The organism is Pseudomonas entomophila, from assembly GCF_029478665.1.
Lineage (GTDB): Bacteria > Pseudomonadota > Gammaproteobacteria > Pseudomonadales > Pseudomonadaceae > Aquipseudomonas > Aquipseudomonas entomophila_F.
Genome location: NZ_JARPQB010000003.1, coordinates 25,552 through 39,999 on the forward strand (window position 1 = coordinate 25,552; position 14,448 = coordinate 39,999).

At 63.5% G+C, this 14,448-nt stretch carries 13 protein-coding genes; 9 read left to right on the plus strand and 4 right to left on the minus strand.

The window, feature by feature from the left end; all coding sequences use genetic code 11:
• Nucleotide 1: 1 nt before the first annotated feature.
• The 8 genes from P5705_RS02265 to P5705_RS02300 all read left to right on the plus strand — a co-directional run bounded on the left by P5705_RS02265 (nucleotide 2) and on the right by P5705_RS02300 (nucleotide 9,522).
• Nucleotides 2–829: a M23 family metallopeptidase gene (locus P5705_RS02265; RefSeq protein ID WP_277459388.1), complete on the plus strand. Its 828-nt coding sequence runs from the start codon at nucleotides 2–4 to the stop codon at nucleotides 827–829.
• 406 nt (nucleotides 830–1,235) lie between these two features.
• On the plus strand, nucleotides 1,236–2,909 hold the full coding sequence (gene leuA / locus P5705_RS02270) for a 2-isopropylmalate synthase (protein WP_277459389.1): 1,674 nt from the start codon (nucleotides 1,236–1,238) through the stop codon (nucleotides 2,907–2,909).
• Nucleotides 2,910–2,939: 30 nt separating this feature from the next.
• Complete coding sequence (locus P5705_RS02275; RefSeq protein WP_277459390.1) at nucleotides 2,940–4,343, plus strand: DUF6384 family protein; 1,404 nt, start codon at nucleotides 2,940–2,942, stop codon at nucleotides 4,341–4,343.
• A 4-nt stretch (nucleotides 4,344–4,347) separates the two neighbouring features.
• A complete protein-coding gene (locus P5705_RS02280) occupies nucleotides 4,348–5,703 on the plus strand; it encodes a hypothetical protein (protein WP_277459391.1) in 1,356 nt (451 codons plus the stop codon).
• 44 nt (nucleotides 5,704–5,747) lie between these two features.
• On the plus strand, nucleotides 5,748–6,890 hold the full coding sequence (locus tag P5705_RS02285) for a merozoite surface protein 3b (RefSeq protein ID WP_277459392.1): 1,143 nt from the start codon (nucleotides 5,748–5,750) through the stop codon (nucleotides 6,888–6,890).
• Nucleotides 6,887–7,921: a DUF6384 family protein gene (locus P5705_RS02290; RefSeq protein WP_277459393.1), complete on the plus strand. Its 1,035-nt coding sequence runs from the start codon at nucleotides 6,887–6,889 to the stop codon at nucleotides 7,919–7,921. Before P5705_RS02285 ends, P5705_RS02290 begins: the two co-directional genes overlap by 4 nt.
• Before the next feature lie 10 nt (nucleotides 7,922–7,931).
• A complete protein-coding gene (locus P5705_RS02295) occupies nucleotides 7,932–8,282 on the plus strand; it encodes a DUF6384 family protein (protein ID WP_277459394.1) in 351 nt (116 codons plus the stop codon).
• Between the two features lie 22 nt (nucleotides 8,283–8,304).
• The gene (locus P5705_RS02300) at nucleotides 8,305–9,522 is read left to right on the plus strand and encodes a hypothetical protein (RefSeq protein ID WP_277459395.1); all 1,218 of its coding nucleotides are present in this window, start codon (nucleotides 8,305–8,307) and stop codon (nucleotides 9,520–9,522) included.
• Nucleotides 9,523–9,606: 84 nt separating this feature from the next.
• On the opposite strand, the gene P5705_RS02305 is transcribed toward P5705_RS02300, so the two are convergent.
• The 3 genes from P5705_RS02305 to zwf are packed head-to-tail and all read right to left on the minus strand — an operon-like array spanning nucleotide 9,607 to nucleotide 12,468.
• Nucleotides 9,607–10,281 (minus strand): bifunctional 4-hydroxy-2-oxoglutarate aldolase/2-dehydro-3-deoxy-phosphogluconate aldolase, encoded by a 675-nt coding sequence (locus P5705_RS02305; RefSeq protein ID WP_011535458.1) that lies wholly within the window; start codon nucleotides 10,279–10,281, stop codon nucleotides 9,607–9,609.
• A gap of 17 nt (nucleotides 10,282–10,298) precedes the next feature.
• A complete protein-coding gene (pgl, locus tag P5705_RS02310) occupies nucleotides 10,299–11,012 on the minus strand; it encodes a 6-phosphogluconolactonase (RefSeq protein WP_277459396.1) in 714 nt (237 codons plus the stop codon).
• Complete coding sequence (zwf, locus tag P5705_RS02315; RefSeq protein WP_277459397.1) at nucleotides 10,999–12,468, minus strand: glucose-6-phosphate dehydrogenase; 1,470 nt, start codon at nucleotides 12,466–12,468, stop codon at nucleotides 10,999–11,001. Before zwf ends, pgl begins: the two co-directional genes overlap by 14 nt.
• 211 nt (nucleotides 12,469–12,679) lie before the next feature.
• On the opposite strand from zwf, the gene hexR reads away from it, so the two are divergent.
• Entirely contained in the window at nucleotides 12,680–13,543 is an 864-nt protein-coding gene (gene hexR / locus P5705_RS02320; RefSeq protein WP_181427842.1) for a DNA-binding transcriptional regulator HexR, read from the plus strand.
• On the opposite strand, the gene P5705_RS02325 is transcribed toward hexR, so the two are convergent.
• Nucleotides 13,536–14,390 carry a D-hexose-6-phosphate mutarotase gene (locus P5705_RS02325; RefSeq protein WP_277459398.1) on the minus strand — a complete coding sequence of 285 codons (855 nt, stop codon included), beginning with the start codon at nucleotides 14,388–14,390 and terminating at the stop codon, nucleotides 13,536–13,538. The genes hexR and P5705_RS02325 overlap by 8 nt on opposite strands.
• Between the last annotated feature and the right edge of the window lie 58 nt (nucleotides 14,391–14,448).

The window sequence follows — 14,448 nt, forward strand, 5'->3', positions numbered from 1 at the left end:
CATGCCCCGCCTGTTCGCGCCCCTGCTCGCCCTCGCCCTGCTGCTGCCGCTCACCACGGCCCAGGCCAGCTACATCACCCGCACCCTCGACAAGCCGGTGCCCGGCGGTGTGGCCGTGGTCAACCTGGGGCCATCCGCCAGCGCGCCGAGCGCGCGCTTCGACGGCAAGCCGGTGCTGGTGGTCAGGGAACAGGACAACTGGCTGGCCATCGTCGGCATCCCGCTGACCCAGAAGCCGGGCGCCGCCGTGCTGACCCAGGACGGGCGCAACATACCCTTCAGCGTGGGCAGCAAGAAGTATCCCGAGCAGCACATCACCCTGAAGAACAAACGCCAGGTCAACCCTGAGCCCCAGGACCTCAAGCGCATCGACCGCGAGCTGGCCGAGCAGATCAAGGCCTATCGCAGCTTCAGCCCGGCCGTGCCCAGCAACCTGGTCCTCGACAAGCCGGTCAACGGCCCGCTCTCGAGCAAGTTCGGCGTGCGCCGGTTCTTCAATGGCGAGGAGCGCAACCCCCATGCCGGCCTGGATTTCGCCGTGCCCGCAGGCACGCCGATCAAGACCCCGGCCAACGGCAAGGTGATCCTGGTAGGTGACTACTTCTTCAATGGCAACACCGTGTTCGTCGACCATGGCCAGGGGTTCATCAGCATGTTCTGCCACATGTCGAAGATCGATGTGAAACCGGGGCAGGTGCTGCGCCGGGGCGAGGTGGTCGGGCGCGTGGGCTCGACCGGGCGAGCGACCGGGCCGCACATGCACTGGAACGTCAGCCTGAACGATGCGCGAGTCGATCCGGCGATTTTCATTGGCGCGTTCCAACCCTGAAGCCGAGTCGTGCCTTACGCGGGCAAGCCCGCTTCCACAGGCATTTGAAGGCAGCGCTGCCCCTGTGGGAGCGGGTTTACCCGCAAAGAAGACAGCACAGGCCAATTGGTTTGCGCGTTCAAATAATCCAGCGCAATACAGAAAGCACAAAGCCAACAAAGCAGCCATAAAATCTCGCCTTTTATGCTTTTTTAAGCATTCCTCTCAATTTTCTCGCAATGCTTGCCATCCCCCAACCCACTGGTTAGGGTTGAGCACATGAACATCTTCAGCACCCTGCTCCGACAACACCGCAGCCTCTGCCTGGTCAGCGCCCGACTACCAGGGTGAATCGCGTCGCCTCGCCTTTTTCTCTTGTTTACGTTTGGCAGGCCCGATCACGGCCGCACATAAAAGGATTGCTTCCATGACCATGCTCAAAGACCCATCGAAGAAATACCGCGCGTTCCCGACCATCGACCTGCCCGACCGTACCTGGCCGTCGAAGACCATCACCCAGGCACCGATCTGGTGCAGCTCCGACCTGCGTGATGGCAACCAGTCGCTGATCGAGCCGATGGACGCGGAGAAGAAGCTGCGGTTCTGGAAGACCCTGGTGCAGGTGGGCGTGAAGGAAATCGAAGCCTCGTTCCCGTCGGCCTCGCAGACCGACTTCGACTTCGTGCGCTCGCTTATCGAAGACGGCCACATCCCGGACGACACCACCATCCAGGTGCTCACCCAGGCCCGTGAAGACCTGATCGCCCGTACCTTCGAGTCCCTGCGCGGCGCCAAGAAGGCCATCGTCCACCTGTACAACGCCACGTGCCCGTCGTTCCGCCGCATCGTCTTCAACCAGGACAAGCAGGGCGTGAAGGACATCGCGGTCAACGCCGCCAAGCTGTTCGTCAAGTACGCCGCCCAGCAGCCGGAAACGCAGTGGACCTTCCAGTACTCGCCGGAGACCTTCAGCGCCACTGAGCTGGAGTTCGCCAAAGAGGTGTGCGACGCGGTGATCGAGGTGTGGAACCCAACGCCTGAACACAAGGTCATCCTCAACCTGCCGGCCACCGTCGAAGTCGCCACCCCCAATGTCTACGCCGACCAGATCGAATGGTTCTGCCGCAACGTCAACCGCCGCGACAGCGTGATCATCAGCCTGCACACCCACAACGACCGTGGCACCGGCATCGCCGCCACCGAGCTGGGCCTGATGGCCGGCGCCGACCGCGCCGAAGGCTGCCTGTTCGGCAACGGCGAGCGCACCGGCAACGTCGACCTGGTCACACTCGCCCTGAACCTCTACACCCAGGGCATCGACCCGCAGTTGGACTTCTCCGACATCGATGGCGTGCGCAAGGTCGTCGAGGAGTGCAACCAGTTGCCAGTTCACCCACGCCACCCCTACGTCGGCGACCTGGTCCACACCGCCTTCTCCGGCTCGCACCAGGACGCCATCCGCAAGGGCTTCGCCAAGCAGCAGGAAGGCGAACTGTGGGAAGTACCGTACCTGCCGATCGACCCGGCCGACATCGGCCGCAGCTACGAGGCGGTGATCCGCGTCAACAGCCAGTCGGGCAAGGGCGGCATCACCTACCTGCTTGAGCAGGAGTACGGCATCAGCCTGCCACGCCGCATGCAGATCGAGTTCAGCCAGGTGGTGCAGGGCGAGACCGACCGTCTCGGCCTGGAAATGACCGCCGAGCAGATCTACAAGCTGTTGCAGAAGGAATACCTGCAAGCCAACGCACCGTACGCGTTGGTCAGCCACCGCCTGCAGGAAGAGAACGGCAGCAGCCACGTGCAGGTGGAAGTCTCCGGTGAAGGCGAGACCACCCTGCACTGGCATGGCAAGGGCAACGGCGCCCTGGAAGCGCTGGTGGCCGGCTTGCCGGTCAATGTGGAGATCATGGACTACAACGAGCACGCCATCGGTGCCGGCACCAATGCCAAGGCGGCGGCCTACATCGAACTGCGTGTGGCCGGTGGCCGTCCGGTGCATGGGGTGGGGATCGACGAGAACATCACCACCGCCAGCTTCAAGGCCTTGTTCAGCGCGCTGAACCGGTCGTTGAGCCAGCAGCAGGCCAAAGCGGCCTGATGCGCTGATCGACCCGAAGAGCCCGCAGAGATGCGGGCTTTTTTGTGCGCGCTGGACGGGATCAACAGGCTGCAGAGAGCGAGCCATCATTTGGCCGTTATTCATGGGTATACTGCACGACCCCTCTCCCACTCATGCAAGGAGCACCATGAGCTATTGCCTGGCGCGCGCACCGCGCCACCGCCCCCTGGAATGCAATCGATGAGCATCCCATTGAGTGAACGGATCGGTGCCATGGGGCTGGTTGACCAACTGCGTCATCGCGAAATGGCCATCCAGGAGCACCTTGACTTACCTCGGCGCCGCGCCGAAGTGGCCGAAGGCATTCGTACTTACTACCAGAGCCATGGCATCGCCTTCGACGAAGCAACGGTCGAGGAAGGCGTACACCAGTTCTTCGCACGACGCCTCGAGTTCCAAGCGCCTGCCCTGGGCTTCACGCAGCGCCTGCTGGCTCGTCTGGCCATGGCCTACCGACCGCTTCTCAAAGGCGTGGCTTACAGTGTGCTTTTGATTGCACTGGGCCTGGGCACACGCTTTCTGGTGGAGAGTGGATTAAACATTCGGGCGGGCCTGAGCGCCGATCAACTGGCCATCGACGTCCAACTGCTGCAGATGGATCTAGCCAAGCAGCGCCAGCGTCTGGAGCAATCCAAGGCTCGCCAGGCACGCCAACCGGTTCCAGTGGTGGCGGACCTGCTCGTCAAGATCGAGCGTGTGCTGCCCAGCCCCAGCCAATCATTGAATGTCGCGCGACCCGATCCGATCACCCGCGACAACCGCGCCACCTTGAATGCTCGAATCGAACAAGCGTACTTCGTGTTGGCCGGCGCGCAAAACAACCTGGCAAAGGCCAGAAAACGACTCAACCGCGTGGAGCACCTCTACATCAGCCTCGACCGGCAGCAGCAACTGCACAATCGCCTGAATGCCATGCCGCTGCCCAAGACCGATCATGAGCAACTGGCCGACTGGCTCAACCTTGCCGGTGAAGACATCGCCAAGCTGCAACTGGAAAAGGCCGACTCCACCCTCGACGCAGTGAAGGACTACCTGATTTACGCCGCAGAACCCCTGACCATCGAGCTGGTCGATCGCCCCGGCATCAAGTCGGGCGTGGAGCGCTGTTACGAAAATTCCGGCTGCAATCCGAACAGCACGCGAGGCAAAAGCTGGTACCTGATCGTCGAACCCTTCGACGCTGCCGGCAAGCAGACATGGGTGCCGGTGACCAGCGTGGAGACCGGCAAGACCCGCTGGGCCGATCGTTTTGGTGTGCGCGTCAGCTACGACGAGTACCTGCGTGTCCGGCAGGACAAGCTAGAAGATGGCCATATCAGCCAACGCCTGATTGGCAGAAAACCGGTGAACAGCCTGAGCATGCACTTCAGCCAGAGCACCAATGCCACCCCTGACATGATTCTGGAATGGTGATGCCATGAAACCGATCGCCCTTGTCAATGCGCTCGAACACAACTCGCGCCAGGCCGAACAGACCAGGCGTGAAGCCGAGCAGACGCTGTATGCCCAGCTCGACCAGGAAGCCCGACTGGAAGACCAGATCACCTCGAAGCTGGGCCAGATCGCCACCCTGCAGCTGAATATCGACCCCGAGCAGGACCTGCAGACACGGCTGTTGTTCGAGCAGCGGGAGTACGCCCGAGCGAACCTGATCCAGGCAATCGAACGAGTCGAGCAACTGATAGCAGCCCGACTGGACAAACGTCAGCAGGTGCGCAGTGATCTCGACCAGCTCGATGCCAAGGCACAGCGCCTGCTCGACGAGGACCCCGCTTTCGCCCAACTGCTGGAACAACTGAATGCAAACCGGCAAGCCGAACAGCAGTCCGATGCTGGCTACGAGGAAATCCGCAACGAGTGCGCCAACAAGCTGGAGGGCTACAAGAGCAACCCGCTCTACCGTTTTCTCAAGGCCTGTGGCTATGGCACCGAGCAATACCGACCTTACCCCCTCCAGCGAGCGTTGGACGACTACCTGGCACGCAAGGTCGACTTTCACGCCAACTACGCCAACGAACAGACCTTGCTGGCCATGTACACGCGCAACGAGACCCAGCGCCAGACCCTCACCCAGACGCGGCAACAATTGCAAGCGCAGCACCAGCAACATCTGGAAAAAGCCCGTGAAGCAGCTGGCATGCAGGCCTTGCTGGCCGAGGAACAAGCGCTGGAAGTGCTGTTGAACGAGGCCAAGGCCCACGCCAGTTCACTGCATGCTCAACTGGCCGAATTCAATCAGCAGCGCGATCCCCACCTGTTGCAGATTCGCCAGAGCATCACCGACAGGCTCAGGGCACGCCCCTTGGCCGAGTTGATCATCGAGGCAGCCAGGACACCGAACCCGGATGACGACGTGCTGGTAAGCGACCTGCAGTTGCTGCACGCGCGACTACGGGAGATTCAGCAGCCCCTGAAAGGCCTGCGCGATGAGAGCGACAAACAGCGCCAACGCTATGACCGGGCCAAGACCCTGGAGTACGCGCTGCGCGATGCCCATTACAGCGATCCAAGCCATGAATACCAGCTGCAGCAGCCCATCGAACAAATACTCGACGACTACATGCGCGGCCAGCTGGAACAGTCCGAAGTGCAGCGCTTGTTCGATGAAGGTCGGCAGTTCGTGTCATCACAACGCCGGGATGACAGCAGGAGCACCAGCCGGGGCAACGACTCGAGCAACTCCCATGGCACCTCTGGCAGTTTCGGTGGAGGCGGTTTCAGCACCTCCAGCAGTTCCGGCGGTGGTGGTTTCCGCACCACCGACAGTTTCTGAATCGCGTAACTCAATTGCAGATTTCCACTCAGGCAAGGATCACCATGAGCCAATACCTCGAACGCGCCCTAGACGGCCTGCGCAAACTCGGCATCACCTTCGGTCAAGCGCCCCAGCCAGCGCCCGTACTGACCCTGCTGGACAAGGTCGCGCACTACGACAACCAGCGTGTCACCGGCATCGCCGCGGTACTGCAGCAGGCGTCGCTGTTCAACCAGACGGTACGCGAGCAGATCGCCGGGATGGATATCTCTCACCGCTACATGGAGATCACCGACAGCTTCACGTCGATTCGTGAAGATGCCGCCGCCATGGCCACATGGATGGACGATGGTCGCCTGGATACCCTCGAACGCCTCAAGATGGCATGGATGCGCATGCTACGAGGCTCGATTCCGAGCCGTTTCGAGGACATCCGCAAGCACTACCTCGAGGTGTGCGAGGCCGCCAGCGACCAGATCACCCGCGAAAACCTGATCCTGGAAGCGTACATGGACTTCCGCCTGGCCATGAAGACTGCCGAGGTCGACGCCCAGCAAGTACTGGCCATCGCAGGGCAGTCCCTGCAGGAGTGCACCGGAGCCCTGGACACCGCCAACGCTACCGTGGCTGCAGCCGCAAGCGAAGCGCCCGCCCGCGTCGCAGCACTGGAGCTGGCGCGTGACGAAGCGGTACGAGCCCTGCAGAACGAAGACAAAAGCTACCAGATCGTCAAGGATATCGCTGACGACCTACGGGTCGGCTACAACACCGCCGAGATGGTGTTCGCCCGCATCAGCCAGGTGCATGTAGTCAAAGAGCGTCAGTACCAGCGCATGGTGTCGTTCTTCGCCACCAACGAAGTCGTGCTCACCAGCCTTGCGGTTTCGTTCACCGCCAACCAAGGCATGGCCGAAGCCACCCATACCCTCAACGCCACAACCGACGGCATCAGCAAGGGCCTCGAAGCGCTGGGCGAGATCGGCAACCAGCAGCTTGGTGCCGCAGTCAAGGCCAGCTATGGTTCGACCATTCGCGTCGACTCGGTGCGCGCCCTGGCCCAGGCCACCCTGGACTTCCAGAACGACATGCAGGGCCTGACCGAAACCTACCGTGCCGAGTCGAGCAAGGCCGCTCTGGAAATCTCCACCGCAGTCGAAGACGCCAAGCGCGCCTTCGCCGCCTTGCTGACCAAGGCCACGCAATGAGCGACGGCACGCTCAGCGAACAGATGGGGGCCATGGCCCTCGTCGACGAGCTGCGCCTGCAGCAGCGCCAGGTGCAGGAGCACCTGGACCTGCCGCGGCGCCGCGCGGAAATCGCCGAACGTATTCGTGGCTACTACCAGCGCCAAGGTATCGCTTGCGACGACAGCCTGATCGAAAAGGGGGTACGCGAGTTCTTCGCCCGCCGCCTGGTATTCGAGGCGCCACAGCTGCCCTGGTCCCGCAGGCTAATGGCCGGGGTGCTCCTGCGCCGCCGCCTGCTGGCCTGGGGAGGGCTGGCTTGGGTGGCCCTGCTGGGCGGTGCCCTGTTGGCGGCGAACCCGCGCCAACCCGTGGCGCTCTCCCGACCGGCCGAGGCCAGCGTCCCAGCCGACAAGGGCCTGGGGGTGCCGGCGCCCCTCTGGACAACGGAAGCGGACCGAGCGGCGCACCAGGCACGCCTGAGCCAATACACTCAGCTGATGGCCCGACTGGAAGCCATGCCGCTGCCGGAAGACGTGCGCGCCAAGCTGCTGCCGTTCGCCCGCTCCACCGGCGCGCTGGTGGCCGACCACGGGCCGGCCAAAGCTATTCAAGCCTTGCGCGAGCTGCAGGTGTACACCGACTACACCGAAGCGCAGCTGCAACTGCGCATCCCCGACGGCGCCGGACAGATATCCGGTTACGAACGCTGCCGCAAGACTTCGCCGTGCCAGCCAGGCAGCGAGGATGGCAAGGCATGGTTCCTGGCGTTCCAGGCACACGACCCGCAGGGCAAGCTGGTCACGATGCCGCTCGCCAACGGCCACACCGGAGCAATCGCACTCGCCGACACCCTCGGTGTGCAGGTCACCCACGCGCAGTACCTGAAAGCTCAGCAGGCCAAGCAGACCAAGGGCCGCATCGACAACCCGGTCATCGGCCGCAAGGATGCCTACAACCTGAGCCGGCACTTCGATGATCGCGTCTTCGCCGGCAGCAGCTTCGACAATCCGGCCGACACCAGCCAACCTAATGTCTCCGCCAGCTTCTGATGACCCGCCGATGACCATCTCACTTTCCGAACAAATGGGGGCCATGGCCCTGGTCAACGAGTTGCGCCACCAGGAACTCGCACTGCAAGAGCACCTGGACCTGCCGAAGCAGCGCAGCGAAGTGAGCGAACGCATACGCAACTATTACCAGCGCAACGGCATCCGTCATGAACAGACGCATATCGACCAGGGCGTACGGGCATTCTTCGCCCAACGCCTGGTCTTCGATGCCCCGCCGCTGAGCAGGTGGGAGCGCTTGCTGGTGCGCCTGGCCCTGTCGCCCTCGCTGCTGATCCCGCCAACTGCGGCCTTGCTGGCTGTCGGCGCCCTGAGCTGGGCACTGCTTGCTGGTTGGATTTGACCAAGCCATGACACCCGATACCTTGCTCATCGCGATTGACAGCTACACCCGAAGCACACTGCTGGCGCTGCGTGAAGCCGAAGAAGACTTGCGTGAGACCATTGCCCGCGAGGTCAGGCTTGAGTGCCTGATGGCTGAGAAACTCAGTGAACTTGCCAGTTTCCAACTGGAACACGGCCCAGAGCTTGATCCTGAAACCCGACAACTGCTGGCCGAGCGCGAAAGCGCACAAACCGAGCTGCGCGACCACATCGATCGCCTGCAGCGTCTGATCGAGGCACGCCTGGAGACTCAGCGCCATCTGCAAACACGCATCGGCACACTTGAAACCCAGGCACGTACCCAGCTTGAGAAAGACCCGGCATACCTGAGCCTGACCGCGCACATTCGCCGAGCGCTGGACAACGAGCCGCAAGCCGAACTGGCTTATGCGGATATCCGAGACGAGTGCAGGGCAAAGCTGATAGCGTACTGGAACAACCCCATCTTCCGCGCCCTGGTACTAAGGGACTATGCAACCGAGCGCTACAGACCACGCTTACTGCGTACCTGGCTCGATGACTTCCTCGCCCGCAAGGTGAATTTCCAGGTGAACCTGGCCAACGAGCGGATGCTCCAGGCAATGCTCGACCGCAATGAAGCGCAAAGGGAACAGCGCATGCGCGACAGGGAGCGAATGGGGCGTGAACACCAGGCGTATCTGGACGAGGCGTACCATCGGCTGGGCTTGCCGGCGCTCTGGGCACAGGACGACGCCCTCGATCACGAACTGTTCGAGGCGAAGGCCGAAATCGATGCCTGGCACCTGCAACTGAGCACCTTCAGCCAAGGGCTGGACCGCAACCTGCAACGTATTCGCGAGCAGCTCACTGCGAAACTCAAGACCCGCCCGCTTGCGCAACTCATGCAGCATGCCGCCGCTACACCGAATGAGACCGATGATGCGTTGGTGAGTGAGCTGCTGGGCTTGCACCCACGCCTGCGTGCACAGCAGGAGGCCCACGCCAGGCTGCTGCAGGTGCGTGACCGAGCGAGCCTCGACCATGAGCGCGCCCTGGCACTGGATCGTGCCTTGCGCAACGATTTTTTCCAGGATCGCAACAGCCGCTACATTGTCCCTCGCCCGATCAGGCAGGTCATCGAAGCCTACCAGCGAGGCGACATGGACCTGTGGGCGATCAGGACCCTGCTTACCAGCGCACGGACCCTGATCGACCCCGACAGCCCTGGCAACGGCTGAACAATTGTCGGCTTAAATGTCTCAGGCAAAAAAAGGGGCGCCGACCAAGCGCCCCACAAGCCGTGTAGCACACAACGAAATCTGTCAGTCCAGCAACGCCATCGCCTCGGCGCTGCACGCTTCGATCCGCGCCCAGTCGCCGTTCTTTATCCAGCTGCTGTCGAGCATCCAAGTCCCCCCCACGCACATCACGTTGGGCAGCGCCATGTAATTACGCACGTTGGCCGGGTTCACCCCGCCGGTCGGGCAGAAGCGAATGTCGCCGAACGGGCCGGCGAACGCCTTGATCGCCGCCACGCCACCACTGATTTCGGCCGGGAACAGCTTGAAGCGACGGTAACCAAGGGCGTAGCCCATCATGATCTCGGACGGCGTGCTGATGCCGGGCAGCAGCGGAATATCGCTTTCCACACCGGCCTCGAGGATGTCCTGGGTGATGCCCGGGGTGACGACGAACTGCGCGCCCGCCGCCTCGACCGCAGCAAACATGCCGCGATCGAGCACGGTACCGGCGCCGACACACAGCTCCGGGCGCTGCTCGCGCAGTACCTGGATGGCCTTCAGGCCATGCTGCGAGCGCAGGGTCACTTCCAGGGTGCGGATGCCGCCAGCGGCCAGGGCGTCGGCCAGGGGCAGGATGTCCTCCTCACGGGCGATGGTGATCACCGGCAGGATGCGCGCCTGGTCGCAGATCGCGTCGATCCGCGCGGCTTTGTCGGCCATCGAGAGCAAAGGCTGTGGGCGTTCAAGGGTGGTCATGACAGTAGATCCTTGGCTCATGGGCACCAGTAGATGTCCAGGGGGTCGTGAAGAAAGGCGCGAATCGGCATTTCGGTGGGGTCTTCGGCCGCCAAGGCGGCACGCAGGGTGGCAAGCTTGCCCTCGCCTTGCACGGACAGGGCGGTGAACCCGGCACTGGCCAACAGCGCGCGGGTCATGCTCAGGCGCTGGTGCGGCACGCTGGGCGCCAGCATGGCCAGGCAGCGACGCTCACCGACCTTGGCCAGGCCCTGGCGCAGGTTGGGGCTGGCCGGGAACAACGACGCCGTGTGGCCATCGTCACCCATGCCCAGTACCAGCACATCGATAGGCGGCAGGTCGACCAGCAACTGGTCAGTGTGCTCGGCGGCAGCCTCCAGGGTCGCGGCCGGCTGGTACAGGCCCACGAAGCGCGCCTTGGCCGCCGCGCCCTTGAACAGATGGCGCGCCAGCAGGCCGGCGTTGCTGTCCTGGTGTTCCACCGGTACCCAGCGCTCATCGGCCAGGCTCACGGTCACTTTCGACCAGTCCAGCACCTCGCCGGCCAGCTTCTCGAGAAACGGCACGGGGCTGCGGCCACCGGACAGCACCACGCAGGCCTGGCCTTTGCTGGCGATGGCCTGGCGCAAGCGCTCGGCCACATCATGGGCCAGGGTCGCCGCCAGGGTTTTCGCATCAGCCAGCTGATGCGCCTTCACCGTCGCCGGCAGTTGCAGTTCAGATATCGCCATACCAGGCCCTCCCATCGCGTGTGATCAGTGCAATCGAACTCATCGGCCCCCAGGAACCCGCCGCGTAGGGCTTGGGCGCATCACCGCTGGCTTTCCAGCCGGCGATCAGCTGGTCGCACCACTTCCAGGCGTATTCGATCTCATCCTTGCGCACGAACAAGTTCTGGTTACCGCGCATCACCTCCAGCAGCAGGCGCTCGTAGGCGTCGGGAATCCGCGCGCTGCGCCAGGTGTCGGAGAAATTCAGTTGCAGCGGGCCGCTGCGCAGTTGCATGCCCTTGTCCAGGCCCTGCTCCTTGGTCATCACCCGCAACGAGATGCCTTCATCCGGTTGCAGGCGGATGATCAGCTTGTTGCCGATCTGCAGGCGCTGCTCCGGGGCGAAGATGTAGTGCGGGGTTTCCTTGAAGTGGATGACGATCTGCGACAGCTTCTGCGGCATGCGCTTGCCGGTGCGCAGGTAGAACGGCACGCCCGACCAGCGCCAGTTGCGGATGTCGGCGCGCAGGGCGACGAAGGTCTCGGTGTCGCTCTGGGCGTTGGCGTTGTCTTCTTCCAGGTAGCCCGGCACCGGCTTGCCGTCGCTGTAGCCGGCGATGTACTGGCCGCGCACCACGCGGGTGCTCAGCCCCTCGCCGGTGATCGGCGCCAGCGCCTTGAGCACCTTGACCTTCTCGTCACGGATGCTGTCGGCCGACAGGTCGCTGGGCGGGTCCATGGCGATCAGGCAGAGCAGTTGCAGCAGGTGGTTCTGGATCATGTCGCGCAGTTGGCCGGCCTTGTCGAAGTAGCCCCAACGGCCTTCGATGCCGACCTTCTCGGCGACGGTGATCTCCACGTGGGAGATGGAATTCTGGTTCCACTGGGTTTCGAACAGGCTGTTGGCGAAACGCAGGGCGATCAGGTTCTGGACCGTCTCTTTACCGAGGTAGTGGTCGATACGGTAGACACGGTTCTCCGGGAAGAAGCGCGCCACCGCGTCGTTGACCCGGCGCGACGATTCCAGGTCGTGACCGATGGGTTTTTCCAGCACCACCCGGGTGCGCCCGGCAAGGCCGGCCTTGTCGAGGTTTTCGCAGATGGCGCCATAGACCGCTGCCGCCGTGGCGAAGTAGGCGATCAACGGCAGCTCGGCTGGCGCCTGCTCGGCCAGGGCCTGGTAGCCCTCGGGCTGGACGAAATCCAGATGCTGGTAGGTCAGGCGCCCGAGAAAGCGTTCAAGCGCAACAGCGTCGATTTCCGCCGCGGGCACGTGGCGGCGCAAATGCGCCTCGATGGTGCCCAGGTGCTCCAGCGCGGTGCCCGGCTCGCGGGCCAAGGCCAGCAGGCGGGTGTCCGGGTGCAGGAGGTCGGCGCAGTCGAGCTGGTAGAGCGCGGGAAACAGCTTGCGCAATGCCAGGTCGCCGAGGGCGCCGAAGAGGGCAAAGGTGCAAGGTTCGACACTGATCGCAGCCATGATGTTGGTTCTTTTATAAAGTTGAGCTAGGAATACCGCTTTCAACCCTGCTTTTCAAGGGCTAATGTAGTAAAAACCACAACATTAAACACATCCTTTACAGACAAGTGGTGTGACAACCCCACCGCCAGTAGGATACACAACACTGCAAAAAGCCTGCTGTCGCGCCAGCCGGCTGTCTCTGAGCCCCCAAGGACACACCATGGACCGCGTGCGAAACCTCCTGGAACAGATCCAGGGCCGCCTGGACGAGCTGAACAAGGCTGAACGCAAAGTCGCCGAAGTCATCCTGCTCAACCCGCAACAAGCCACCCGCTTCAGCATCGCCGCCCTGGCCCAGGCGGCCAAGGTCAGCGAACCGACGGTCAACCGCTTCTGCCGCTCGTTCGGTGTCAGCGGCTACCCGGAGCTCAAGCTGCAACTGGCCCAGAGCCTGGCCAGCGGCGCCGCCTACGTCAGCCGGGCGGTGGAGGCCGACGACGACCCGGCCGCCTACACCCAGAAAATCTTCGGCAGCGCCATCGCCTCGCTGGACAGCGCCTGCCAGGCGCTCGACCCGCAGCAGGTCAGCCGCGCCGTGGACATGATGATCCAGGCCCGGCAGATCCATTTCTTCGGCCTGGGGGCCTCCGCCCCGGTGGCCCTCGATGCGCAACACAAGTTCTTCCGCTTCAACCTCGCCGTGTCGGCCCACGCCGACGTGCTGATGCAACGCATGCTGGCCTCGGTGGCGCACACCGGTGACCTGTTCGTGATCATCTCCTACACCGGGCGCACCCGCGAACTGGTCGAGGTAGCGCGCCTGGCCCGGGAAAACGGCGCCTCGGTGCTGGGCCTGACCGCCGCCGGCTCGCCGCTGGCCCAGGCCTGCAGCCTGAGCCTGCACATCCCGCTGCCGGAGGACACCGACATCTATATGCCGATGACCTCGCGGATCATCCAGCTCACCGTGCTCGACGTACTCGCCACCGGCATGACCCTGCGCCGCGGCGTGGACTTCCAGCCGCACCTGCGCAAGATCAAGGAAAGCCTCAACGCCAGCCGCTACCCGATCGAGGACGACGACCTCAGCTGAGCCGGTGTGCCTGCAACCGCAGGTGCGCGCGCTCGCCCGGCGCCAGGCTCAGGCCCTCGCCACTGCCGCTGGTGGCCTCGACGCAGACGAAGCCTTGGCATTCGCGCCCGCTCACGCCCATCAGCGGGCGGCTGCCCGGGTGCCAGACCACGGTGTCGTCACTGTCGCCGGTGTCGATGCACAGCTCGCGCTGCCAGGCCGGGTCCTGCAACTGCACCTTGGGCGTGCCCGGGTAGACCTTTTGGCAACCGCCCTTGAGCTTCAGCGCGCCATCTTCACGGCAGGCCTGGCGATTGAGGCGGTCGTAGCCTTCGATATCCTCAAGTCCGGACAGCGCTACCTTCGACACGTCGCTGATACGCCAATAGGCCAGCAGCGCATGGCTCAGTTGGCAGGGTTCGCTGTCCTGGTGTTCGGTGCTGAGGCTCAGTTCCATGCTTGCGCCCAGTCGGGCATGCAGGTCGACCTGCCAGTCGCACAAGTCCAGGCGCCACTTGAGCGTCACACCCTCTTCGTCCTCGCGGCTGTCCACCAGCTTCCAATCCAGCAACCGCGCCCAGCCATGGGCCGGCCACAAGTCTTCGCTGGGGTGGCGGCCATACCAGGGCCAGCACACCGGCACGCCACCACGGATGGCGCCGACCTGCGGCCACTGCTCGGCACACCACAGCCAGGGCTTTTCGCCAGCTGGCTGGAAATGCAGCAACTGCGCGCCCTGGCGGCTGAACACCGCCTGGCAGCGCGGATGGTCGATGATCAGTACATCGCGCTGCTGGTAACGCTCCCACTCGAAGGTCGGCCTGGGCCGTTGCGACGTGAAGAAGCGATGTAGCGGATGTTCAGGCATGGTTCCAAGCTCTTTTGTTGTTCGAGATAGCGCTGTCTCGACCTGTACCCGCTAACCA